Source organism: Sinomonas sp. RB5 (assembly GCF_054063535.1).
Genome location: NZ_JBSSGJ010000001.1, coordinates 279051 through 303199, shown reverse-complemented (window position 1 = coordinate 303199; position 24149 = coordinate 279051). Strand labels below are relative to the sequence as shown.

Annotated in this window: 21 protein-coding genes; 8 read left to right on the top strand and 13 right to left on the bottom strand. The window is 72.7% G+C overall.

What is annotated here, in order from left to right:
* Positions 1 to 14 precede the first annotated feature (14 nt).
* From ACVWWH_RS01390 to ACVWWH_RS01380, 3 genes are all read right to left on the bottom strand, one after another.
* A complete protein-coding gene (locus ACVWWH_RS01390; protein WP_457315346.1) occupies positions 15 to 620 on the bottom strand; it encodes a nucleotidyltransferase family protein in 606 nt (201 codons plus the stop codon).
* Positions 617 to 2224, bottom strand: coding sequence for a nucleobase:cation symporter-2 family protein (locus ACVWWH_RS01385; RefSeq protein ID WP_457315345.1), 1608 nt, complete (start codon positions 2222 to 2224; stop codon positions 617 to 619). The genes ACVWWH_RS01390 and ACVWWH_RS01385 overlap by 4 nt, the downstream gene beginning before the upstream one ends.
* A gap of 172 nt (positions 2225 to 2396) precedes the next feature.
* Positions 2397 to 2894 (bottom strand): nucleoside deaminase, encoded by a 498-nt coding sequence (locus ACVWWH_RS01380; protein WP_066499758.1) that lies wholly within the window; start codon positions 2892 to 2894, stop codon positions 2397 to 2399.
* A 412-nt stretch (positions 2895 to 3306) separates the two neighbouring features.
* Here ACVWWH_RS01380 and ACVWWH_RS01375 point away from each other — a divergent pair, with 412 nt between their 5' ends.
* Genes ACVWWH_RS01375 through ACVWWH_RS01360 form a run of 4 tightly spaced genes read left to right on the top strand, consistent with a single transcriptional unit; the run spans position 3307 to position 8784 of the window.
* Positions 3307 to 4512 (top strand): XdhC family protein, encoded by a 1206-nt coding sequence (locus ACVWWH_RS01375; RefSeq protein ID WP_457315344.1) that lies wholly within the window; start codon positions 3307 to 3309, stop codon positions 4510 to 4512.
* On the top strand, positions 4503 to 5471 hold the full coding sequence (locus ACVWWH_RS01370; protein ID WP_457315343.1) for an FAD binding domain-containing protein: 969 nt from the start codon (positions 4503 to 4505) through the stop codon (positions 5469 to 5471). The genes ACVWWH_RS01375 and ACVWWH_RS01370 overlap by 10 nt, the downstream gene beginning before the upstream one ends.
* Complete coding sequence (locus ACVWWH_RS01365; RefSeq protein WP_457315342.1) at positions 5468 to 8299, top strand: molybdopterin-dependent oxidoreductase; 2832 nt, start codon at positions 5468 to 5470, stop codon at positions 8297 to 8299. The genes ACVWWH_RS01370 and ACVWWH_RS01365 overlap by 4 nt, the downstream gene beginning before the upstream one ends.
* Before the next feature lie 5 nt (positions 8300 to 8304).
* Positions 8305 to 8784, top strand: coding sequence for an iron-sulfur cluster assembly scaffold protein (locus ACVWWH_RS01360; protein ID WP_457315519.1), 480 nt, complete (start codon positions 8305 to 8307; stop codon positions 8782 to 8784).
* 89 nt (positions 8785 to 8873) lie between these two features.
* On the opposite strand, the gene ACVWWH_RS01355 is transcribed toward ACVWWH_RS01360, so the two are convergent.
* Genes ACVWWH_RS01355 through ACVWWH_RS01335 form a run of 5 tightly spaced genes read right to left on the bottom strand, consistent with a single transcriptional unit; the run spans position 8874 to position 13672 of the window.
* Positions 8874 to 10145, bottom strand: coding sequence for an MFS transporter (locus ACVWWH_RS01355; protein WP_457315341.1), 1272 nt, complete (start codon positions 10143 to 10145; stop codon positions 8874 to 8876).
* A gap of 53 nt (positions 10146 to 10198) precedes the next feature.
* Complete coding sequence (locus ACVWWH_RS01350; protein ID WP_457315340.1) at positions 10199 to 11194, bottom strand: ketopantoate reductase family protein; 996 nt, start codon at positions 11192 to 11194, stop codon at positions 10199 to 10201.
* 19 nt (positions 11195 to 11213) lie between these two features.
* Entirely contained in the window at positions 11214 to 12098 is an 885-nt protein-coding gene (gene htpX, locus ACVWWH_RS01345; protein WP_066499767.1) for a zinc metalloprotease HtpX, read from the bottom strand.
* Between the two features lie 24 nt (positions 12099 to 12122).
* Positions 12123 to 12929 (bottom strand): esterase/lipase family protein, encoded by an 807-nt coding sequence (locus ACVWWH_RS01340; RefSeq protein WP_457315339.1) that lies wholly within the window; start codon positions 12927 to 12929, stop codon positions 12123 to 12125.
* Positions 12926 to 13672 (bottom strand): alpha/beta fold hydrolase, encoded by a 747-nt coding sequence (locus ACVWWH_RS01335; RefSeq protein ID WP_457315338.1) that lies wholly within the window; start codon positions 13670 to 13672, stop codon positions 12926 to 12928. Before ACVWWH_RS01335 ends, ACVWWH_RS01340 begins: the two co-directional genes overlap by 4 nt.
* A gap of 108 nt (positions 13673 to 13780) precedes the next feature.
* On the opposite strand from ACVWWH_RS01335, the gene ACVWWH_RS01330 reads away from it, so the two are divergent.
* Positions 13781 to 14233, top strand: coding sequence for a Fur family transcriptional regulator (locus ACVWWH_RS01330; RefSeq protein ID WP_066499773.1), 453 nt, complete (start codon positions 13781 to 13783; stop codon positions 14231 to 14233).
* Positions 14234 to 14298: 65 nt separating this feature from the next.
* Entirely contained in the window at positions 14299 to 15744 is a 1446-nt protein-coding gene (locus ACVWWH_RS01325; protein ID WP_066499775.1) for a catalase, read from the top strand.
* A 153-nt stretch (positions 15745 to 15897) separates the two neighbouring features.
* Here the strand turns inward: ACVWWH_RS01325 and ACVWWH_RS01320 are convergent, their stop codons facing one another.
* The 3 genes from ACVWWH_RS01320 to ACVWWH_RS01310 form a co-directional block, all read right to left on the bottom strand.
* Positions 15898 to 16497 (bottom strand): TetR/AcrR family transcriptional regulator, encoded by a 600-nt coding sequence (locus ACVWWH_RS01320; RefSeq protein ID WP_066499777.1) that lies wholly within the window; start codon positions 16495 to 16497, stop codon positions 15898 to 15900.
* 91 nt (positions 16498 to 16588) lie between these two features.
* Entirely contained in the window at positions 16589 to 18097 is a 1509-nt protein-coding gene (locus ACVWWH_RS01315; protein WP_066499787.1) for an APC family permease, read from the bottom strand.
* Between the two features lie 101 nt (positions 18098 to 18198).
* Positions 18199 to 19662 carry an FAD-dependent oxidoreductase gene (locus ACVWWH_RS01310; protein ID WP_457315337.1) on the bottom strand — a complete coding sequence of 488 codons (1464 nt, stop codon included), beginning with the start codon at positions 19660 to 19662 and terminating at the stop codon, positions 18199 to 18201.
* A gap of 63 nt (positions 19663 to 19725) precedes the next feature.
* On the opposite strand from ACVWWH_RS01310, the gene ACVWWH_RS01305 reads away from it, so the two are divergent.
* Positions 19726 to 20475 (top strand): ABC transporter permease, encoded by a 750-nt coding sequence (locus ACVWWH_RS01305; RefSeq protein ID WP_066499792.1) that lies wholly within the window; start codon positions 19726 to 19728, stop codon positions 20473 to 20475.
* A 65-nt stretch (positions 20476 to 20540) separates the two neighbouring features.
* Positions 20541 to 21497 carry an EamA family transporter RarD gene (gene rarD / locus ACVWWH_RS01300; protein ID WP_457315518.1) on the top strand — a complete coding sequence of 319 codons (957 nt, stop codon included), beginning with the start codon at positions 20541 to 20543 and terminating at the stop codon, positions 21495 to 21497.
* 253 nt (positions 21498 to 21750) lie between these two features.
* Here the strand turns inward: rarD and ACVWWH_RS01295 are convergent, their stop codons facing one another.
* Complete coding sequence (locus ACVWWH_RS01295) at positions 21751 to 22623, bottom strand: universal stress protein (protein WP_457315336.1); 873 nt, start codon at positions 22621 to 22623, stop codon at positions 21751 to 21753.
* A gap of 152 nt (positions 22624 to 22775) precedes the next feature.
* Entirely contained in the window at positions 22776 to 24134 is a 1359-nt protein-coding gene (gene gabT, locus ACVWWH_RS01290; RefSeq protein WP_457315335.1) for a 4-aminobutyrate--2-oxoglutarate transaminase, read from the bottom strand.
* Between the last annotated feature and the right edge of the window lie 15 nt (positions 24135 to 24149).

Here is a 24149-nt window from a genome sequence, read left to right as displayed (position 1 = left end):
TGCTCGCCGCCTTCTCAGCCCAGGCCGGGCCAGCGGGCCAAGTCGGCGGGGACGTCGATGTCGTCGTCGTTGCCGAGGTCGGCGCACTCGACCGTGTCGATCGCGTCGAGGTGGTCCCGGAGGTACTCCCGGGCTCCGGTGTCCCCCTGCGCCCGGCGTGCGGCCGCCGCGGCGTGGGAGGGGTCGAGGACCACGGGGTGGCCCGGACGCCCCCGGTACGCGGCCCTCGTGATCCGCCCGGGGCGGTGGGCTTGGAGCAGCCGGGAAAGGACCTCAGACCCGACGCCGGGCTGGTCGACCAGCACGACCGCCACCGGAAGCCCGGGTTCCAGCTCCAGCGCGCGCTCGACTCCTGCCCGCCAGGCGCGGGACATCCCCTCCTCCCATCCGCTCACCTGCACGGTCACGAGCTCCCCGCCGCGGTCCGGCTGCTGCACCGACGCCGCGATCTCGGCCGCCCGCGGCCCGAGGACCAGGAGGGGGCGGCCGCCCGCCGCGGCGGCGGCCCGGACGGCCCGGGCCGCCAGCGTCTCCCCCTCGAGCCGCAGCAGGGCCTTGGGGCCGCGGCCCAGCCGCCTCCCGAGGCCGGCCGCGAGCACGACGACGCAGGGGCTGCTCACCGGGGCGCTTGCCGTTCCTGCAGGATCCTGTGCACCCCTCCAGTGTCGGTGATCTCACCGGCCCCGATCATCCGGTGCACGTCGTCGAAGCAGTGCTCCGGGACCACCGCCACCTCGGTGCCGTCGCAGTCCACGATGGCTCCGTTGCGGAGCTGGTCCCCTTCGCGCAGATGGGTCAGCGCGTCCGCCCGCACGATCCGCACCGGCGCCGCCGCGAGGACGGACTGGTTGCGGGAGTTGCCCGCCCGCAGTTCGTTGAAGAGGAGGTTGAGGATGATCGCGACGATCGCGGCGGCACTGATCCCGGATCCCAGGATCGTCTGGGCCCAGGCCGGGAAGTCCCGGTAGAAGTGGGGCGCGGCCACCGGGATCAGGCCGAAGGCGAACGCGACGGCCACCACGACCAGGTTCATCGAGTTCCGGTAGTCCACCTTGGCCAGGGTGCGCACCCCCGAGGAGGCCACGGTGCCGAAGAGCACGATCGAGGCTCCGCCGAGGACCGGGGCCGGGATGGCCGCGACCACCTGGCCGATGGCGGGGAACATGCCCAGCACGGCCATGATGATCCCGGCCGCGGCGACCACGAAGCGGCTGCGGATGCCGGTCACGGCGACGAGGCCCACGTTGGCCGCGAAGGCCGTCTGCGTGAACGAGTTCAGCAGCGGGGCGCAGGCGGAGGAGAACATGTCCGCGCGCAGGCCGTTGGCGACGCGGCGGGCGTCGACCTTCGCGCCGACGATCTCGCCGACGGCGAGGATGTCCGCCGTCGTCTCGGTCATGGTCACGAGGACCACGATGAGCATCGAGATGATGGAGGCCACCTCGAAGGTCGGCGGCCCGAAGGCCAGGGGGGTGGGGAAGGTGATCGGGGCGCCGCGGCCCACGCCCGAGAAGTCCACCATGCCCAGCGCGGCGGCCACGCCGGTGCCGAGGATGAAGGACAGCAGGATCGACAGGCGCGAGATCATCCCGACGCCCACCTTGGACAGCAGGAGCACGATGAGCAGCGTGGTGCCTGCGAGGGCGAGGCTGCGCAGGTCGGCGGCCCCGTCGGTGCCGTGCCCGGCGGCCCAGGAGATCGCCACGGGGAGCAGCGAGATCCCGATGACGGTGATGACGGTGCCGGTGACGACCGGCGGGAAGAAGCGGATGATGCGCGAGAACGCACCCGCCGTCAGGAAGCCCACCGCCGAGGAGACGATGACCGCCCCGAAGATGGCGGTGAGATCGTGGCCCCCGGCCAGGATCGCGAGCATGGGCGCGACTCCGGCGAAGGAGACGCCCTGGACGAGCGGCAGGCGCGAGCCGATGAACGGGGCGCCGACGCTCTGCACGATGGTCGCGATGCCGCCCATGAGCAGGCAGGAGCTGATGAGCAGGGCGGTCTTCTCCCCAGAGAGCCCGGCGGCCTGGCCGATGATGAGCGGGACGGCGACGATCGCGCCGTACATGGTGAGGACGTGCTGGAAGCCGTAGGCGCCGGTGCGCCCCAGCGGGAGCCTCTCGTCCTCGGGGCCCGGGGCGTGGCCCGTGCGTGCTGCACGTCCCCAGCGGCCGGCCCGGGCCTGGGCCTTGGTACCAGTGTCTGTTGTGGTCGGTGACATGGAAGGAGCCTCCTTCAGTGCGCGGGCGGTGCCCGGCGCGCAAGGTTGGGCGATCCTCTGTTGTTCCCGGCCGGCCCCGCGGGGCGCTCGTCGGGAAGTGTCCAGATCTTGGTGGGTTCCGGCAGCCGCCGTCCGCGGTGGGCGGCGGCCCGGGTGATGCGGGGAAGGGGAATCAGTACTCGGTGCGGCTGGTGTTGGCAGCCCAGGCTTCGAACGGTGCGGTCCGGCGCTCCACGGCGATGTGGCGCACCGGCAGGGCCCGGTCCCGCTCCTCGGGGCTGCGGGCGAAGAACTCGTAGAACTCCGCATCGTCGAACCCGCCGGCTGCCGCGTCGTGGCGGTCCGCGGCGAAGTAGACCGCGTCGAGCCGCGCCCACAGCGACGCGGACAGGCACAGCGGGCACGGCTCGCAGCTGGTGTAGAGCACCGACCCGGTGAGGTCGAAGGTGCCCAGCGCGCTGCACGCGGTGCGGATCGCCATGACCTCGGCGTGTGCCGTCGGGTCGTTGTCCGCGGTCACGCGGTTGACGGCGAAGAATTCGCGCCCGTCCGGCGTGACGACGACGGCGCCGAACGGCCCTCCGTCGGCGGCCGCGTTCCGGGCAGCGAGGTCGATGGCGCGCTCGAGGAAGTCCTGCGTGCGGAGGGTGCCTTGGGGAGTGGTCGACATGATGCTCACGTCCTATGCGTCATGGGAGGACCCAAGGGAACGGTTCATGTCCATCGGCGGGTCCACCCGGCTGTCAGATCATGCCCGGTAGATAGCCCCTGCAACCGGGGCCCGCCATTGGCTGAGACCACCGTAGGGCAGCGGACCGTGAGGCGCAACACATCTTCGGAAATACTTTTCCATTTTGCCCTGGACTCGCCCGGAAGCCGTTGCAGTTGGCGCAGCCTTTCCGCTACGGTGTGACCCAGCCCATGGCGGGTCCTGACTGGACTATCTACCGGGCGAGCAACCACGCCACCGTGCTGGACTGCCGCCAGAGAGCTCCCGGTACCTCCTTCCGACGTACCGGCGCTCCGCCCCCGCGGCGGCCCAGAGCCACCGAGGAGTTGACCGCCGTGACCTTCCCTTCAGCATGCCCCTGCCCCGCCCGGCGGCGGTGACCGTGCTCGAGCGCCTCCAGGACTTCGCCCCGGCCATGGCCGACCCCCAGGAGTGGGCCATCGCCACCGTCGTCGCCGTGTCGGACTCGGTCCCGCGGCCGCCCGGGACCTCCATGGCCGTCCGACGCGACGGGCTCGCCGTCGGCTCCGTGTCCGGAGGCTGCGTCGAAGCCGCCGTGGTGGACGCCTGCCTGACGGTCCTGGAGACCGGCACCGCCGACGTCGTCGAGTTCGGCTACGGCGACGACGACGGCCTCGGCGTCGGCCTGACCTGCGGGGGCAGCCTCCAGGTCCTGGTCCAGCCGATGACGGACCTCCGCGGAGCGCTCCCGTCCCGGGTCGCCGCCGTGGAGACCCTCCCCGTCCGGGCAGCCGCGCTCCTCCGCGCCCTCCCGGGAGCGGCCGTCGGCCTGCCGGCGCCCGTGCTCCTGGACCCCGCCGACCCGCTGCCGGCAGCCGTGACGGACATGCTGCCGGAACGGTCTGTGCAGGAGCTGCGGTCGGCGCTGAAGGCCGGAGGCACCCGGATCGTGCCCGTGCACGGCGGGGAGGAGGGCGGGTGCCCCGTCCTCGGGCGCCTGCTCGTCGAGTCGCACCGCCCGCCGCCCCGGCTGATCGTCTACGGCGCCAACGACTACGCTGCGGCGCTGGCCGCGGCCGCCCGGCCCCTCGGCTGGCAGGTCACGGTCTGCGATGCCCGGCCGCTGTTCTCCACTGCCGCCCGCCATCCCGGCGCCCACGAGGTGGTGACCGAGACGCCGGCCGTGCACCTGCAGGCCGAGCACGCGGCGGGGCGCCTCGACGCGCGCACGGCCGTCGCCGTCCTCGGCCACGACCCCCGGTTCGACCTCGCAGTCCTGGACCTGGCCCTGCGGATGGACCTGGCCTACGTGGGAGCCATGGGATCCCGCACCACGCACGGGCGCCGGGCGGAGGACCTGCTCCGCGGCGGCCTCCCCGAGGCCCTGCTGCGCCGGCTCCACTCCCCCATCGGCCTGGACATCGGCGCGCTGACCCCCGAGGAGGTCGCCGTGGCGATCCTCGCGGAGGTCATTGCCGCCCGGCGCGGAGGGGACGGGGCGGTGCGGCCCCTGCGGGACACCGCCGGGCCCGTCCATGCGTCCCGCGGCATGGAGAAAGCTCCCGATTCCTGGAAGGTGCAGACGAGATGGACATGACCAGCGTCGAGGAAGTGCTGATGAGCGCGGATCCCGACCAGTGGCTGCCCGGCGACTCGTGGCTCGCCGGCGGGACGGTGCTGCTCTCCTACGGGACCGACATCACCCGCGGCCGCCCGCGGCGGCTCCTGGACCTCACCGGGGCGGGATGGCAGCCGGTGCTCTGGGACGCCGACGGGAATCCCGAGGACGCCGGGCACCAGGACGCCGGGCAGGACGCCCCGCCAGTCCCCGCGCTCGAGCTGGCGGCGACCTGCCGGGTCGCCGAGGTGTACGCGCTGCCCGAGGCCGCAGACCTGCCGCTGCCCCGGGACCTGCTGCCCGGGCTCGACCTCTTCCGGCCCTGCTGCGACTCCTTCGTCGCCTCCTACAAGATCTGGAACGTCTCGACGGTCGGCGGCAACGTGGCGACGGCCCTGCCGGCCGGGCCCATGACCTCGTTGCTGGCCGGCCTCGATGCAGTCGCCGTCCTGCTCGGCCCCGGGGGTGCGCGCCGCGAGCTGCCGGTCGCCGACTTCGTCCTCGGAGAGACCCGCACGGCGCTGCGCGACGGCGAGCTCATCCGCTGCTTCCGCATCCCGCTGGCCGCCCTGCGCCAGCCCTCGGCCTTCCGGCGGATCTCGCTGACCGAGCGGGGACGGTCCGCGGCCCTGCTCATCGGCCGGTGCACCGGCCCCGGCCGCATCCGCATCGTCGTGACCGCCTCCACGCGCCGCCCCCTCGTGGTCGACCTCGGAGGGGCGGAGCAGTCGCCGGCCACCGGCGAGGGGTGGCGTTCGGCCATCGACGCGGCGGTGGCGGACAAGGGCTGGCACGACGACGTCCACGGCGCCCCCGACTGGCGGCGCGCCATGACCCACCGGCTCGGCGAGGAGATCCTTGCGGAGCTGCTGCCCGGCGCGCCCGCGGCCGCGCGGCGCACCACCGGCGACATCACCATGGAAGGGACCGCCCGATGACGACCGTACCCAGCACGGCCGGCGAGACGCCGTCCCCGTCGCCCCGGGAGGGCGAGGCCCTCGTCGACGGGCGCCCCGTTCCCGTCCGGCCGGAACCGGGGCAGTGCCTGCGCACGTGGCTCCGCGACAACGGCGCCCTCGGGGTGAAGAAGGGCTGCGACGCCGGGGACTGCGGCGCCTGTACCGTCCACGTGGACGGCGCCCCCGTTCACAGCTGCATCTACCCCGCCCACCGGGCGTCCGGGCGCACCGTGACGACCGTCCAGGGCCTCGGGACCCCCGAGCACCTGCACCCGACGCAGGAGGCCTTCCTGCGGGCCGGCGGATTCCAGTGCGGCTTCTGCACGGCCGGCATGATCATGACCGCCTGCACCTTCACCGACCGGGAGCTGGCGGACCTGCCCCGCAGCCTCAAGGGCAACCTCTGCCGGTGCACCGGCTACCGCTCCATCGAGGACGCCGTCCGCGGCCGCGTGAACGTGGACGAGGGCTTCGGCGGCGTCGGCTCGAGCACCGGGGCTCCCCAGGGCCCCGGGGTGGTCACGGGCACGGCGCGCTACACGATGGACATCGACCCGGCGGACCTGCCGGGCGCGCTGCTGCACGCCGCCGTGGTGCGCTCCCCGCATGCCCACGCGCGGGTGTTGGGCATCGACTCCTCCCGCGCGCTCCGCGAGCCCGGCGTCGTCGCCGTCCTCACCCACGAGGACGCCCCCGCCGTCCGGTTCTCCTCCGCGCAGCACGAGCTGTACACCGACGACCCCGACGACACCCGGATCCTCGACGACGTGGTGCGCCACGTGGGCCAGCGCGTGGCCCTCGTCGTGGCCGAGACGCCACGGGCCGCCGACCGGGCCGCACGGCTCGTGGAGGTCCGCTACGAGGTGCTCCCGGCGGTCCTGGATCCCGAGCAGGCGGATGCCCCGGGCGCTCCGGCCCTCCACGCCGGGCGCGAGCCCGAGGAGTCCCGCATCGCCGATCCCGGGCGGAACATCCTCGCCGAGGCCCACGGGGAGATCGGAAACCTGGAGGACGGGCTCGCGGCCGCGGCGGTGACCCATGAGGGCACCTACTGCACCCACCGGCTCTCCCACGTGGCCCTCGAGACCCACGGCTCCATCGCGTGGACCGACGGCGAGGGCCGGCTCGTGGTGCGCTCCAGCACCCAGGTCCCCTTCCTCGTCCGCCGCACGCTCTCCCGCATCCTCGGCCTGCCCCAGGAGCGGGTCCGGGTCTTCTGCGAGCGCGTGGGCGGCGGATTCGGCGGCAAGCAGGAAGTGCTCACCGAGGACCTGGCCGCGCTGGCCACGCGGGCCACCGGCCGCCCGGTCAAGCTGGAGCTCTCCCGCAGCGAGGTGTTCTCCGCCACCACCGTGCGCCACCCCTTCCGGATCCGCGTGCGGGCCGGCGCCGACGCCGAGGGACGCCTCACCGCGCTGGGCGTGGACGTCCGCGTGGACACGGGCGCCTACGGCAACCACGGGCCGGGGGTGATGTTCCACGGGTGCGGGGAGTCGCTGTCGGTCTACCGCGCCCCGAACAAGAAGGTCGACGCCTGTGTGGTCTACACCAACAACGTCCCCTCCGGCGCGTTCCGAGGGTACGGGCTGAGCCAGATGATCTTCGCCGTCGAGTCCGCCATGTCCGAGCTCGCCGCCCAGCTGCACCTGGACCCGCTCGAGTTCCGCCGCCGCAACGTCGTCGGCGTCGAAGACCCCATGATCTCCATGCACGAGCAACCCGAGGAGGACGTCCACTTCGGCAGCTACGGGCTGGACCAGTGCATCGACCTGGTGCGCGATGCACTGGCGCGCGGCCGCGACCGCGAGGCAGCCGCGGAGGCCGCCGGGCACGCCGACCCGCTCGGGCCGGAGTGGAAGGTCGGCGAAGGCACGGCGATCGCCATGATCGACACCGTGCCGCCGCGAGGCCACCATGCGCACGCCCGGGTCCGCCTCCTGCCGGGCGGACGGTACGAGGCCCGCGTGGGCACGGCGGAGTTCGGCAACGGCACCTCCACGGTGCACGCGCAGCTCGTGGCCACCGCCCTGGGGACCACGACGGACCGTGTGGTCCTGCGCCAGTCCGACTCCGACCTCGTCGAGCACGACACGGGGGCGTTCGGGTCCACGGGCACCGTGGTGGCCGGCCGGGCCACCGATGCCGCCGCGCGGGAGCTGGCCGACACGCTCCGCGCGGCCGCCGCCGCACGCACCGGCAGCGACGCGGCCCAGTGCGAGATCGCGGGTCCGGTGGTGCGCACCCCGCACGGGGACGTGGAGCTCGATGCGCTGCTCGGCGACGTCGCCGAGGGCAGCGACGAGGAGCGCTACGTCGGGCGGGGCCACTGGGGCGGAACCCCGCGGTCGGTGTCCTTCAACGTCCACGGCTTCCGCGTGGCGGTGAACACCGGCACGGGCGAGCTGCGCATCCTGCAGTCGGTCCAGGCCGCTGATGCCGGGAAGGTCATGAACCCGCACCAGTGCCGCGGCCAGGTCGAGGGCGGCATCGCCCAGGCCATCGGCGCGGTGCTGCACGAGCAGATCCGGATCGATGCCACCGGCCGGGTCACCACCGACATCCTGCGCCAGTACCACGTGCCGGCCTTCGCCGACATCCCCCGCAGCGAGGTGTACTTCGCCGACACGGAGGACTCCCTCGGACCCCGGGGGGCGAAGTCCATGAGCGAGTCCCCCTTCAACCCGGTGGCCCCGGCGATGGCCAACGCCATCCGGGACGCGATCGGCATCCGCTTCACCGCCACGCCGATCGCCCGCGACACCCTCCACGCCGCGCTGCGCGCCCGCGATGAGGACCCGGCCCCGTGATCGGCATGGACCGCGAGGAGCTCCTCGCCGTCATCGAACAGCACGGTGCCACGGCCCCTGGGCTGGCTCCCCGCACCCCCGGGGACGGGCGCGCGGACACCCGGCGCGTCGAGCTGGTCAATCCGACCTGCGGCGACCGGGTGGACCTCGCCCTGACGGTCGACGGCGGGAAGGCCGTGCTCCGCGGCACCGCCAGCGGATGCGCCCTCTCGCGGGCCGCTGCCTCGCTGCTCGCCGCCACCCTCCGCTCGGTGGCGCCGCAGGAGGCCGCGATGCTGCTCGACGTCCTGGTGGCCGCCCGGGCGGCCGGCAGGCCGCTGGACCGGGCGGTCCTCCCCGACCTCGGCCACTCTGCCCCGGAGTCCTGCGCGGAGGCCCTGCTGACCCTCGCCGAGCTCGCCGTCGCTCCGCTCAGGCGGCGGTGCATCCTCCTGCCGTGGACTGCAGCCAGGACGCTCCTGGAGACCGGATCGACGCCGGCCTGAGGCCCTCACCCTCCCCGCGTGGGGGGGGGGGGGGCCCCCCCCCCCCCCCCCCCGGGGGGGGGGGCGGGGGGGGGGCCGCCCCCCCGCCACTACGGCGTGGGATGCTCCGCGTCGTAGCGCGCGAAGCCCGGCTGCGCCACGTGCAGCACCCAGACGAGCGCGATGCACGCCAGGGCGCCGACCACGATCGAGGTGCCCTCGCCGAGCCAGGAGGCCATGCCGCCGGAGAACACGTCGCCGAGGCGCGGTCCGCCGCCCACCACCACGGTGAACACGCCCTGCAGGCGCCCGCGCAGGGCATCCGGGGTGGCGGCCTGGAGGATGGTGGAGCGCAGGGCGGCGCTCACGGAGTCGGCCGCGCCCGCGGCGACCATGCAGAGGATCGCGGGCAGCACCCACCACGTCGGGCCGCCCGGCGAGGTGCGCCCGGCGGAGAGCACCACGGTCCCGAGCGCGAGGATGCTCGCGCCCCACGCCACCACGGACCACTGGACGCCGCGGCCCTGCCAGCGCAGCCGCGCGACCGGACCCGAGAACAGGCCGCCGAGGAAGGTGCCGGCGGCGATCCCGGCCAGCAGGGCGCCCGCGGTGGCCGCCCCGCCGCCGAGGGCGAGGACCGCGACGGCCGGGAGCACGGCGCGCGGCATGGCGAAGACCATCGCGCACATGTCGATGAGGAACGTCATCCGGATGTTGGGCCGGGTTCCGAGGAACTGGAACCCCTCCGCGACCGAGCGGATCCCGGCCCGGCGCACCGCGCCCTCGGGCGGCAGCGGCGGCAGGCGGAACAGCGCCCACATCGCCACGGTGAAGCTGAGCACATCGAACGTGTACGTCCACCCGTAGCCCACCGATGCCACGAGTGCGCCGGCGAGCAGCGGCCCGGCGGCGCCGCCGAGGCCGAAGGTGATCATGTTCAGGGCGTTGGCCGCCGCGAGCTTCTCGGGGCGGATGAGCCGCGGGATGATCGCGCTGCGCGCCGGCATGTTCAGGCCCGTGCCGAGGGCCTGGATCCCCACGAGCAGGTAGATGAGCAGGACGTTCTCGAGGCGCAGCCACGCCTGCAGCGCGATCAGCGCGCTCGTGCCCCACAGCAGCCAGGACGAGGCGATCGCGACCGTGCGGCGGTCATGGGCGTCCACGATCGCGCCGCCGTACAGGCCCGCGAACACGAACGGGACGAGGGCCACGAGCCCCAGCAGCCCCACGTTGAAGCTCGAGCGGGTGAGGTCGTAGACCTGCAGGCTCACGGCGGTGACCGTCAGCTGCGACCCCAGGATGCTCAGCAGCTGGCCGAACCAGAGGCGCCGGAACTCGAGACTCTCTGTGAGGGGGCTGGTGTCGGCCAGATAGTTGCGCACCGCAACAGCCTAGCCGCGGGCGCGGCCGGCTACGGCACGCGGGCCGAGCCCGGCTACGTGAGGCGGATCCGCCGCGCCACCTCGTGCGGGGTGCGGAATCGGTGGTCGCGCTCAACCTCGTGCACCAGCTCGGTCATCGCGGCGTTCACGGGCGCGTCCGCGCCGAGGGCCCGGGCCCGCGCCACGATCGCGCCGTTGAGGTGGTCGATCTCGGTGGCCAGCCCACGCTGGACGCTCTGCAGCGTGGAGCCGAGGACCGGCTCCCGGCCGAGGCGGCGCCCCATGAGCCGCAGCAGCGTGCTCCCGACCGGTGCGGGAGCCGACCCGAGGACGCCGAGGGCGAGCGGCGTCATCCCCTCCAGGGAGCCGAAGGCGATGCCCGCGCGGCGGCCCGTGCGGATGGCCTCCCGCATGCTCGCGAGGATGATCCGCCGCAGCCGCGGCTCGGCCAGGGTCTCCTGCACGCTCAGGCCGGTGATGGCCGGCATGGCATTGATCTGGTTCACCACGAGCTTGGTCCACTGGCACCCGGCGAAGTTGGCCACTGCCCGGCTCGGGAGCGCCGTGGAGAGCACCCGTGCGGCCTCGGCGGCCTCGGCCGTGGGCGGCGCGGTCCCCGAGCCCAGGTAGAGCGGCCCCGGGACGAGCACCCGGGCCTCGCCGGGCACCGGGCAGTCCGCGCTGAAGAAGGCGATGGCCCCGATGGCCGGGCCGGTGTGGGCGCTGCGGGCCCCGTCGGCGCCGTCGAGCCCGTTCTGGACCACGACGAGCGGGACACCCGCGAGCGCCGGCTCATTGGCGCGGAGCGCCCCGAGCTCGTCCTGGGCCTTGACGCACAGGAGCGCGAGTTCGGGGGCGGCCGTGAGCCGCTCGCCGGCGGCCACCCGCGCGCGGTGCTCGCCCCACCTGCCGGTGAGCCGGAGCCCGTCGGCCGCGATGGCCGCGAGCCGTTCGCCGCGGGCGGTCACCTCGACGCGGTGCCCGGCGCGGTCGAGGAGGGCCGCGAGGGTCCCGCCGATCGCGCCGGCGCCGATGACCGCGACGTCCATGGTGGGCGCGGGCGCCGGGTCAGCGGCCGAGCTCGTGGCCGGCCATCCGCTCGAGGCGGACGATCCGGTCCGCCATGGGCGGGTGGGTGGCGAACAGCCGGGTGAGCCCCGCGCCGCCGCGGAAGGGGTTGGCGATCATCAGGTGCGAGGTGTTGACCAGCTTCTGGTCGTCCGCGGGCAGCGGCGCGAGGCGCACGCCGCCCTCTATCTTGCGCAGGGCGGAGGCCAGGGCGAGCGGGTCGCCGGTGAGCTGGGAGCCGTCCTCGTCGGCGTCGTACTCGCGCGTCCGGGAGATCGCGAGCTGGATGAGCGAGGCGGCGAAGGGGGCGAGCAGGCTCAGGATGAGCAGGGCGAAGGGGTTCGCGTTCCGCTCGCGGTCCCCGCCGCCGCCGAAGAACATGGCGAACTGGGCCACGGAGGTGATGACGCCGGCCACCGCGGCCGCGATCGAGGAGGTGAGGATGTCCCGGTTGTAGACGTGCATGAGCTCGTGGCCCAGCACGCCCCGCAGCTCGCGGGCGTCCAGCAGGCGCAGGATGCCCTCGGTGCAGCACACCGCGGCGTTCTGCGGATTGCGGCCCGTGGCGAACGCGTTCGGTGACTCGGTCGGCGAGATGTAGATGCGGGGCATGGGCTGGTTGGCGCGCTGGGAGAGCTCGCGCACGATCTGGTACAGGCCCGGCGCCTGCTGCTCGGTCACGGGGTAGGCCTGCATGGAGCGCAGCGCGATCTTGTCGCTGTTCCAGTAGCTGTAGAACGTCATGATCAGGCCGAGGCCGGCGAAGATCAGCACCGGCGAGCCGCTGCGCGACCAGACGCCCACCAGGCCGCCGATGCCCAGCAGGACCGCCCAGAGCACGCCGAAGAGCGCCGCCGTCTTGAGCCCGTTGTAATGGTTGTGCACGGTTACCTCCGCCTTCTCAACGATTCAGCCATGCGCCTTGGTTCCGCTTTCTGGCGGGGATTTTCGGGCGGCGGCCGCCTCATCGAGCAGCTCGTCGAGGAGCGTGAGGAAGGCCGGGTGGGACAGGACGCGGAAGTGGCCCACCACTGGCAGGCAGATGTTGCGCGCGCCCTCGAGCCACGTCCCGCCGATCACGATCGGATCGACCTCGGCGCTGATGGACACGATGGCCGCGTTCGCCGCCCGCTCGGCGGCGAGCGCGAGGATCACGGGGTCCGTGCTGCGGAAGGCGCGCAGGGCCGGCGTCGGCCCCAGGCGCGAGAAGGGGTGGCCGCTGTACGGGGTCGAGATGGAGATCATGCCGCGCACGAGGGACGGCTCGGTGACGAGGAGCTCCTTGCCGATCAGGCCGCCCTTGGAGTGCGCCACGATCAGCACGTCGGCGAGCCCGAGGTCGCGGAGGCGGTCGGCGACGAGCGCCGCCGAGTCCGGCACGGTGCGGAGGTTCCAGCCCAGCTCCTCGACCACGGCGACCTCGTGGCCGCGCTCCTCGAGCCGGGTCCGGAGCGGGTCGAGGAACGCCGCCGGCTCGTAGATGCCGGGGATGAGCACGACGGCGGGCGGGCGGCCCCCGCGAGGAGGCTCCGACGTCGTGCGCACGGTCGGGGTGCCGGCGGGGCCTATGGCGACGCGCCGGCCGCCGCGGGCCCGGAAGGCCGCCGCCTGGCGGGCTGTGGCGTAGGCGGCGTCGAGGGCGATGCCGCCGGCGACCCAGGTCGCCCGCACGCCGGCCCGCCGCGCCGCCTGCACTGCCTCCGAGGCCCTGCTCATGCGTCCCCCCGCGCCGCTTCGGCCCGCAGGCAGTCCGCCACGGGCGCGGCCCCCCGGTACATGAGCACGTGCGCCTGGCCCGGGACCACGCGCAGGTGCGCGTTGCGGGCGGACCGGGCGAGACGCTCGAGCCAGCGCAGCGGGCTGATGCGGTCGCGGGCGCCCCGCATGAGCAGCACGGGCGCGCTGACGAGGAGGATCCTCTGCTCGATGCGGTGCCGCATCATCCCGCGCAGGACGGTGAAGTACCAGAGCGGGCCGCAGCGGAAGTAGTCCCGGATGATGGTCGCCGCCACGACCGGGGGCTCGGTCGCCGTGTCCCAGGCCAGGCGCAGGCCCTGGCGCACCACACTGTGGGCGCCGGCGTCAGTGGTCGGCCCGAGCAGGGCGACCAGTTGCGACGCGGGCCGCTGGAGGGACATCTCGACGACGATCTGCGCCCCCATCGAGTGCCCCACGAGGACGGGCGCCCGGACGCCGAGCTGGTCCAGCGCGGCCCAGACGCAGGCGGCGAAGTCTTCGATCGAGAGCCCGCGGCGCGGCTTCGGCGTCCGCCCGAAGCCCGGGAGCTCGATGGCGTGCACGCGGTCCCGCAGCGCGAGCTCCTCGGCGAGGGGGCGGAAGTAGGCCGGCGATACCCCGATGCCGTGCACCAGGACGTAGTCCCGCGGGCCCTCCCCGCCCGAGAGCACGCCCAGCTCGTGGCCCCCGGCGGCCAGCCGGCGCTCTTGGAACTGTCCCATGTGCCTCCTCGGTCCGGACGGACTCCAGCCTACCGATGCCCTGCCGATGCCGGTGAGCTTAGGCTGGCCTTATTGTGAGTTGCTAAAAATAAGTGCTCTAATGGGGCCATGGAACCGAGCACGGAGCACAGCGGATGGGCCTCGGCCCTGCGCGCTCACGGCCGCCGGGTGACCAGGCAGCGCCTCGCGGTGCTCGACGCCGTCGAGTCCCACCCGCACTCCTCGGCCGAGGCCATCCTCGCCGCGGCACGAGAGGACCTGCCGGAGATCACCCCGCAGTCCGTCTACGTGGTTCTCGGCGACCTGACCGACCTCGGGATGCTGCGCCGCTTCGAGCCGCCGCACTCCCCCGCGCTCTACGAGACCCGGGTCGGCGACAACCACCACCACGCGATCTGCTCGGCCTGCGGGCGCGTCGAGGACGTCGACTGCGCCGTGGGCCACGCCCCGTGCCTGACGCCCTCGGACACGCACGGGATGACGATCATGATCGCGGACGTCACTTACGTCGGGGTCTGCGCCGAGTGCGCAGCGAAGCCCGCCCCCGAGCCGGCGGCCTGACCGCCCACGAGCCTTCCTCCCACGGAACCAGTACAGCGCAGTACGCGCGGAACAGAAGGAGAGATATGACGGTCAACTACTCGACCACCCAGTCCGGCGCCCCGGTCGTCTCGGACGCCCACGCCCAGTCGGTCGGCGCCGACGGCGCGATCATCCTCACCGACCACTACCTGGTCGAGAAGCTCGCCCAGTTCAACCGCGAGCGCGTCCCGGAGCGCGTGGTCCACGCCAAGGGCGGCGGGGCGTTCGGCGTCTTCAAGACCACCGAGGACGTCTCGAAGTACACCAAGGCGGCCCTGTTCCAGCCGGACACCGAGACCGAGATGCTCATCCGCTTCTCCTCCGTGGCGGGCGAGAACGGCTCCCCGGACACGTGGCGCGACCCGCGCGGCTTCGCCATCAAGTTCTACACCTCCGAGGGCAACTACGACCTCGTGGGCAACAACACCCCGGTGTTCTTCATCCGCGACGGCATCAAGTTCCCCGACTTCATCCACTCGCAGAAGCGCCTCCCGGGCAGCCACCTGCGCGACTCGGACATGCAGTGGGACTTCTGGACCCTCTCCCCCGAGTCCGCCCACCAGGTCACCTGGCTCATGGGCGACCGCGGCCTGCCCAAGACCTGGCGCCACATGCAGGGCTACGGCTCGCACACCTACCAGTGGATCAACGCCGAGGGCGAGCGGTTCTGGGTCAAGTACCACTTCCACACGAACCAGGGCGTCGAGAACCTCACGGGCGAGGAGGCCGAGCGCATCGCCGGCGAGAACGCCGACTACTACATCCAGGACCTCTACGAGAGCATCGAGGAGGGCAGCTTCCCGAGCTGGGACCTCTTCGTGCAGGTCATGCCCTACGAGGACGCCAAGACCTACCGCTACAACCCGTTCGACCTGACGAAGACGTGGTCCAAGAAGGACTACCCGCTCATCAAGGTCGGCACGATGGAGCTCAACCGCAACCCGGAGAACTACTTCGCGCAGATCGAGCAGGCCGCCTTCGCGCCGTCGAACTTCGTGCCGGGCATCGCGGCCTCGCCGGACAAGATGCTCCAGGCGCGCATCTTCTCCTACGCGGACGCGCACCGCTACCGCGTCGGCACCAACCACGCGCAGCTGCCGGTCAACGCGCCCAAGAGCGAGGTGCGCAACTACAGCCAGGACGGCTCCGGGCGCATCCACTTCAACTCCCCGAGCACCCCGGTCTACGCGCCGAACTCGGCCGGCGGCCCCGCCGCCGTCGAGCCCGCCACGGTGGGCGGCGGCTGGGAGAACGACGGCGAGCTCACCCTCGCCGCCCACTCCCTCCACGCCGAGGACGGCGACTTCGTGCAGCCGGGCATCCTCTACCGCGAGGTGTTCGACGACGCCGAGCGCGCCCGCTTCCTCACCACGATCGCCGGCGCCGTCAGCGGCGTGAAGCGCGAGGACATCAAGGAGCGCGCGATCCAGTACTGGACGAACGTGGACGCCGGGCTCGGCGCCAAGCTCCGCGCAGAGCTGGGCAAGTAGCAGCCCGGCCCGCAGCGGTCCGGCGCTCAGCAGCGTCCTGACGGACGACGGCGGGGTCCCCACCCGGGTGGGGACCCCGCCGTCGTCGTTGTGGCGCCGCGGTGTGCCCGGAAGGCCGGAACCGCGACGAGATGCGTACCCGAAACGGGTGGGCTAGGAAGCGACCCGGTGGGCGGCCCGGTCGAGGTGCGCGATGAACCCGTCGGCCAGCACGTCGAACGAGTCGAGCGCGGCGCGCCGGTCGCCCGTGAGGACGAAGTCGTACAGGAGCCCCATGACGGCCCCCACATACGTGCGTGCCATGGAGCGGGCGGCGCGCGGCGGGAGGCCCCGGCCGCGCAGCCACCGGGCCAGCAGCCCGCACCAGTGCTCGAAGGACTGCGCCGACGGCCGGCGCGGATCGTCCGCCACCACGTCCTGGACCGAGGCCTCGAACTCGAGCCGCTGCAGGTGCCGGCCGCGGTGGTCCAGGCCCAGCTCGAACGCTGTGCGGGCCAGGGCCACCACGTCCTCCGGCGAGTCGGACGCCGGCCTGAGGGTGGTCAGCGGCTCGAGGCGGCGCATGATCCCGCGGATGATCTCCGTGACCAGCTGCTCCCGGTTGCCGAAGTGGTACACGAGCACATAGCTGCTGATGCCCAGCGCATCTGCGAGGCTGCGGAACGTCAGGTCCGCCAGCGTCGAGCCGAGCAGGTGGTCGAGGATCTGGTCGAGCAGCTCGTACTTCCGCTCTGGCCGTGGGGGTCTCGCCATGGCCCCATCCTAGACTCCGACCATCACGGATGTTGACAGTATCTGCAATGCACACCGCTGTCTGGGCAAACTCCCAGACAGCGGACGTGCACTACGGCTGCGGCTCCGAGACGGCCGCGCGCTCCGTGGCGAAGCGCTCGTTGAGGCGCGAGTGGCGCTGTCCGTAGGCGAAGTAGATGACCAGGCCCACCACGAGCCAGCCGGCAAAGTAGATCCACGTCTCGACCGCGAGGTTGGTCATGAGGTACAGGCACAGCACGGCGGACACGATGGGGAGCACCTTGCCGAAGGGCACGCGGAACGCGGCCTTGAGGTCGGGGCGCTTGCGCCGCAGCACCACGACGCCGAGGCTGACCACCACGAACGCCGAGAGGGTGCCGATGTTGATCATCTCCTCGAGCACGTCCACCTTGGTCAGGCCGGCGACGAGCGCCACGGCGCTCCCGCAGATGATCTGCAGGCGCGCCGGGGTGGCGCGCTTCTCGCTCGTGACGGACAGGGCCCGCGGGAGCAGGCCGTCGCGGCTCATCGCCAGGATCACGCGGGCCAGGCCCATGAGCAGGACCATGATCACGGTCGTGAGACCCACGAGGGAGCCGAACGCGATGACCTTGGCGGCGTCGGTGTTGCCGACGGCCTCGAAGGCGGTGGTCAGGGTCGGGGCCTCCGCCTTGGCCAGGACCGTGTACGGGACCATGCCGGTCAGCGCGAGCGAGACGAGGATGTAGAGCAGGGTCACCACGGCGAGGCCGCCGAAGATGCCGCGCGGGAGGGTCTTCTGCGGGTTCTTGACCTCCTCGGCGCTCGTGGCCACCACATCGAAGCCGATGAAGGCGAAGAAGACGAGGGCGGCCCCGCCGAAGACGCCGAACAGGCCGTACTGCGCGGGCGCGGCACCCGTGAGGAACGAGAAGAAGGACTGCTTGAGCACCTCGGTGCCGCCGGAGCCCGACGCGGGCACGGCCGGCGGGACGAACGGGCTGTAGTTCTCGGCCTTGACGTAGAAGAACCCGACCACGATCACGAAGAGCACGACGGCGATCTTGATCACCGTGATGACGTTGCCCACGCGGGCCGAGAGCTTGGTGCCGAGGATGAGGAGCACGGTGAAGATCGCGACGATGAGGAACGGGCCCCACACGAGCTCGACCGGGCCGAGCTGGATGCTCGGCGGGACGTCGAGGCCCGCGAGCGAGAAGACCTTGCTGAGGTAGATCCCCCAGTACTTGGCGATCACGGCGGCGGCCGTGAACAGCTCGAGGATGAGGTTCCAACCGATGATCCAGGCCAGCAGCTCGCCCATCGTGGCATAGGTGAACACGTAGGCGGACCCCGCCACGGGCATCGCGGTGGCGAACTCGGCGTAGCACATGATGGCGAGCGCGCAGGCGACGGCGGCGATCGCGAAGGAGACCGTGACGGCCGGCCCCGCGAAGCTCGCCGCGGCCTTGGCCCCGACGGAGAAGATGCCGGCACCGACGGCGACGGCGACCCCCATGATCATGAGGTCCCACGTGCTCAGCGATCGCTTGAGCCGGCGCCCGGACTCCTGCGAAGCCGCGATCGTGGCCTCGATCGGCTTCGTGCGGAGGATCTGCATCCCACACTCCTGGTCTTCAGTGACGAACAAACCCATCCACTGTACGGGTCCAGCCTGTGAGACCTTCAGAAGGTCTCACGATGTGAGACCGGGGGCGGGGCTCAGGCGTCCGGGGCGGCCTTGCGCGAGATCCGCACCATGTCCTCGCGCGGGACCACCTTCACGCGCTCGCGCCGCACCTGGCTGCCGCCGCCCGCGGCGCCGGCGGCAGCACCGGCGTCGTCCGTGTCCGCGGCCCACGCCTCGCCGAGGGCCCGTTCGTGGGCGTCCAGCTCGTTCCAGCCCTCCCAGGTCGTGTACTCGACGCCGCGCTCCTCGAGCAGGGCGATGACCGCGTGCTCGTCCGGGTTCTCGGCGGCGGGGAGGGAGTCGCGGTCCTCGAGGAGGCAGCCGATCGTCTCGAGGGCGTCGCCCTTGGTGTGGCCGATCAGCCCCACCGGCCCGCGCTTGATCCACCCCGTCGTGTAGAGGCCGGCCATCGGGGTCCCGTCCTCGTCGAGGACGCGGCCGCCCTCGTTGGGGATCACGCCGCGGCGCGCATCGTACTCGATCTCGGCGAGCTCCGAGCCGCGGTAGCCGATGGCCCGGTACACGGCCTGGACGGGGTAGTCCTCGAACTGGCCGGTGCCGCGGACGTTGCCAGTGCCGTCGAGCTCCATGCGCTCGAACCGGATCCCGGCCACGTGACCGGGGGTCTCGGGCGAGTCGTAGATCTCCACGGGGCTCTGCAGGAAGTGCAGGTGCAGGCGGCGGGAGGCACCGGTGTCCTGGTCCTCCGCGATCCAGTTCGCGAGGGTGTTGACCATCGTCTTGACCTGGTTGTTGGTCTTGATGGCCTCGTCGGAGGCGTCGTCGAACTCGAAGTCCTCCGGGTACAGCACGATGTCCACGTCCCGGGAGTGGGAGAGCTCGCGCAGCTCGAGCGGGGTGAACTTCACCTGCGCCGGGCCGCGGCGGCCGAACACGTGCACGTCCGTGACGGGGCTGGACTTGAGGGCGCGGTAGACGTTGTCCGGGATCTCCGTGACGAGCAGGTCGTCGGCGTGCTTGGAGAGCATGCGGGCAACGTCGAGGGCCACGTTGCCGTTGCCGATCACCGCCACCTCTTTGGCCGTGAGCGGCCAGTCCCGCGGCACGTCCGGGTGCCCGTCGTACCAGGAGACGAAGTCGGCGCCGCCGAACGAGCCCTCCAGCTCCACGCCCGGGATGTCGAGCGGGGCGTCCTTGAGCGCACCGGTGGCGAAGATGACCGCGTCGTAGAAGCCGCGGATGTCCGCGAGCGTGAGGTCGCGGCCGTACGTCACGTTGCCGATGAAGCGGATGTCGCCGCGGTCCAGCACCTTGTGCAGCGCGTTGACGATGCCCTTGATGCGCGGGTGGTCCGGGGCCACGCCGTAGCGGATGAGGCCGTACGGGGCCGGGTACTGGTCGAAGAGGTCGATGCTGACCTCGACGTCGCCGCCCCTGACCTCGTTGGACTTGGTCAGGATGTCCGCAGCGTAGACGCCGGCTGGACCGGCGCCGATGATGGCAACACGCAGCGGGCGGGCGGGGGCTTCGGACACGTCGGATTCCTTCCGGTGGTCGGCGCGCGGGTGGGGCGCGCCCAGCCCCCTATTGTAGTTCTCGTGCAGACCGGGACGCTTCTGGGACTCGGGCCCGGCGTCATCGTCTCCGTCGTCGTCCTCGCCGCCGCCGCCGCGGCCGTGCACCGCTGGGCGCTCGGCGGCGGGTGGCTCCCCCCGCTCACGGCGAGCCTGCGCGCGGTCGGCCAGCTCGCCGTCGTCGCCCTCCTCGTCTCCCAGCTCGGGCGCAGCCCGTGGCTCGCCCTCGGATTCGCCGCGCTCATGTTCGCTGTCGCGACCGCCACGACCGGCCGGCGCGTGGACCCCGCCCGCTGGTGGTGGGCCGCCGCGCCGATCGCCGCCGGGGTGCTGCCCGCCTCGGCCGCGCTGCTGGCCACCGGGGTCCTGCCGTTCGAGGGCCTCGCCCTCATCGCGCTCGTGGGCCAGCAGGTGGGCGGGGCGATGACGACGGCGAGCCTCGCCGGCCGCCGGGTCTCCGCCGAGCTCGCGGGGCGGCGCGGGGAGGTCGAGGCCGCGGTGGCCCTCGGGTTCGAGTGGCGAGCGGCGCGGCTGCTCGTCGCCCGGCACACCGCGAGGGAGTCCCTCGTGCCGCCCCTCGACCAGACGCGCACCGTGGGCACCGTGACCCTGCCCGGGGCGTTCGTGGGCATGGTGCTGGGCGGCGCGAGCCCCGTCGACGCCGCGATCGTGCAGCTCGTGGTGCTCGTCTCGCTGCTCGCGGTCGACGCGCTGGCCGCGGCCGTCGCCCTGTGGCTGTGCACGGCCCGCGGCTGGGGGCAGGTGCGGGAATAACCCTGCGCGCGGCGGCGTTGCCTGCACCCGTGACCTCTGAGCCGACAGCAGCCGCCCCCGCCCCCGTGAGAACCGCCGCCGATCGCGCCCGCCCGGGCGGGGCCACCGGCCTCCTCTACGGCATCGGGGCCTACGGGCTGTGGGGTCTGCTTCCGCTCTACTTCATGACGCTCGCCCCCGCCGGGCCGGTCGAGATCGTCGCGGACCGCGTCCTCTTCTCCCTCGTCGTGTGCCTCGTGCTCATCGCGGCGACCCGGTCCTGGCGCGCGCTCGCCGACGTGTTCCGCAGCGGCAGGACGTTCTGGGCGCTGGCCCTCGCGGCCGGGCTCATCGCGGTCAACTGGCTCACGTACACGTTCGGCGTGCTGAGCGGGCAGACCATCGAGGCCGCGCTCGGGTACTTCATCAATCCGCTCGTGTCCGTGCTCCTCGGGGTGCTGGTGCTCAAGGAGCGGCTGCGTCCGCTGCAGTGGGCGGCCGTGGGCACGGGCGCAGTCGCGGTGGTGGTCCTCACCGTGGCGTACGGGCGCGTGCCGTGGATCGCCCTGATCCTCGCGTTCAGCTTCGGGTTCTACGGGCTCGTCAAGAACCGCGTCGGCGCCAAGGTGGATGCCGTGACGAGCCTGACCATGGAGACGATCGTGCTCACCCCGTTCGCCCTCGGGGTGGTCGGGTGGCTCGGGGCGGCCGGGACCCTGACCCTCACCGGACACGGCGCCGGGCACTTCTGGCTGCTCGCCGCGAGCGGCATCATCACCGCGGTCCCCCTCCTGTTCTTCGGCGCCGCCGCCCGACGCCTCCCCATGACGACCATCGGGCTCCTGCAGTACCTCGCCCCGCTGCTGCAGTTCACCATGGCCGTGACCGTCCTCGGCGAGCACATGGCCCCCGAGCGCTGGGTCGGCTTCGGGATCGTCTGGGCTGCCCTGGCCGTGCTGACCGTGGACATGCTGCTCGTCTCCGGCAGGCGCCGCGCGGCCCTGCGCCGGGCCGGTCTGGACGCGGCGCGCCGCCCCGCCTGACCCGTTCCGGGTACGCATCTCGCGGAGTTTTCGGCGTTGAGGGTACGCATCTCGCCGGGTTTTCGGCGTTTCGGGTACGCATTGCAGTTCGGATCGACGCACGACGCCGGGTGCCCGGCGCGCGCGGGCCGGGCAGCCGCCGTCGTGCTTACCCGAAACGGCAAAACCGCCACGAGATCCGTACCCGAAACGGCAGAACCGCGACGAGATGCGTACCCGAAACCTGGGGAGAGGGGCGGGGCGGGGCGCGACGTCAGCCCAGGGGGTGGGACTCCGCCCGCTCGTAGTCGCGCGGCACCACGACCATGGGCACCGGCAGGGCCCGCAGGACCTTGTTCGCCGTCGAGCCGAGGAAGAGCTGGTTCTTCTGCGCGAGCCGGCTCGAACCGATGATCACGAGCTCGCCCTCGAGCCACTCCAGGCTGTCCACCGCCTCCTCGAAGGTGCGGCCATGGGCCACCTCAACGCTCGCCTCGTGCCCGGCGGGGAGGCGGCGGGCGGCGGCGGCCAGGACGGTGTTCGCGTGGCGGTGGGCGGCGTTGATGTTCTCCCCGGAGTCGCCCCGCTCGTCGAGCTCGACGAGGGAGACGAAGCGGAGCGGCACGTTGCGCCGGCCGGCGGCGATGAGGGCGACGTCGACCGCGGCGTCGGCACCCTGCCTGCGACCGATGAACGCAGTGATGCGCTCCACGGGCTCCGAGCGGTGGTAGCCGCGCGGTGCGAGCGCCACTGGCACGGGCGAGGCGTGCAGGAGGGCGTTGGCGACGGAACCGACCGTGTACCGCTTGAACAGCCCGTTGCTCGCCGCTCCGACCACGATCAGCGCGGCCTCGAATTCGACCGCGGCCTCGATGAGGGTCGCCGCGAAGGAGTGGCCGTGGCGCACGTGGAAGGCGGCCTCGACATCTGCGGGCACGAGCGCGAGGGCCTGACGCTGGGCCGTGAGGGTCCGCTGCTCCTCCGGATGGACCCGCGGCCCGTCGGGGTTCGCCGCGATGTAGGGGGCGTCCTCCCCGAGCACGAGCATGAGGTCCAGCGTGGCGTCCTGCGCGCGGGCGATCGCGACGGCCAGGGCCACCGCGTCCGCACCCCGCTGGTCCGGCTGGTATCCGACGACATAGCGCATGGGCCACCCCTCACAGGTCGCGTGACAGCAGAGAACGAGGGCGCCCGGAATCCCGGGCGCCCTCGTCCGGTCTGAAGCTTGGTACCGCAGACTCTACCGGCAGGCTGGCGCGTTGGGGGCCGTCTCGCCAGAGGGTCGCTGAATACGTGCCGCTACGCGACAGAGCGGATGGCGGCCTCGAGCACGTCGAGCCCGTCGGCAAGCAGCTCGTCCGAGATCACGAGCGGCGGCAGGAGGCGGATGACGTTCCCGTAGGTGCCGCAGGTGAGGATGATGACGCCTTCCTTGAGGCAGTAGTCGGCGATCTTCTTCGTCGCCGCGGCGTCCGGGACCTTCGCGGCGCCGCTGCAGGCCTTGACGAACTCGAGCGCGAGCATCCCGCCGCGACCGCGGACCTCGCCGATGATGCCCGCCTCGCCGAGCTCGGCCTGGAGCTTGCCGAGGCGCTCCTTGACCGTGGCCTCGATCTCGCGGGCGCGGCCCCGGAGGTCCTGGGTCTCCATGGTGTCGATCGCGGCGAGCGCCGCGGCGCACGCGACCGGGTTGCCGCCGTAGGTGCCGCCGAGGCCGCCGCCGTGGACGGCGTCGAGCAGCTCCGCGCGGCCGGTCACGGCCGAGAGCGGCATGCCGCCGGCGATGCCCTTGGCCGTGGTGATGAGGTCCGGGACCACGCCCTCGTGCTGGACGGCGAACCATTCGCCGGTGCGCGCGAACCCGGACTGGACCTCGTCCGCGATGAAGACGATGCCGTTCTCCTTGGCGAACTCCGCCAGGCGCGGCAGGAAGCCGTCCGCGGGGACGATGAAGCCGCCCTCGCCCTGGATGGGCTCGATGATGATGGCCGCGATCTGGTCGGCGCCGATCTGCTTGCTCATCATGAGGATGGCGCGCTCGGCCGCCTCCTTGCCCGTGATCTGCGGGTTCTCCTCGCGGAACGGGTAGCTCATCGGCGCGCGGTAGACCTCGCCGGCGAACGGGCCGAAGCCGTGCTTGTACGGCATGGCCTTCGCTGTGAGGCCCATCGTGAGGTTGGTGCGGCCGTGGTAGGCGTGGTCGAACGCGACCACGGCGCTGCGGCCGGTGGCGATGCGGGCGATCTTGATCGCGTTCTCGACGGCCTCGGCGCCGGAGTTGAACAGCACGGTCCGCTTGGCGTGCTCGCCCGGGGTGAGCTGGTTGAGCTTCTCGGCCACGGCGACGTAGCCCTCGTACGGGGACACCATGAAGCAGGTGTGGGTGAAGTGCTCGACCTGCTCCTTGACGGCGCCGACCACCGCGGCGTCGGAGGCACCGACGGTGGTCACGGCGATGCCGGAGCCGAGGTCGATGAAGGAGTTGCCGTCGACGTCGTGGATGATGCCGCCGTCGGCGTCCGCGACGTAGACGGGGACGGACGAGGCGACACCCGCGGCGACGGCCTGGGCGCGGCGGGCGGCGAGCTCGAGGGAGCGGGGGCCGGGGAAGTCCGCGAGGACCTTGCGCTTCTGCTCGAGGCGGTACTGGATGTCCATGACAGGGGTTCCTTT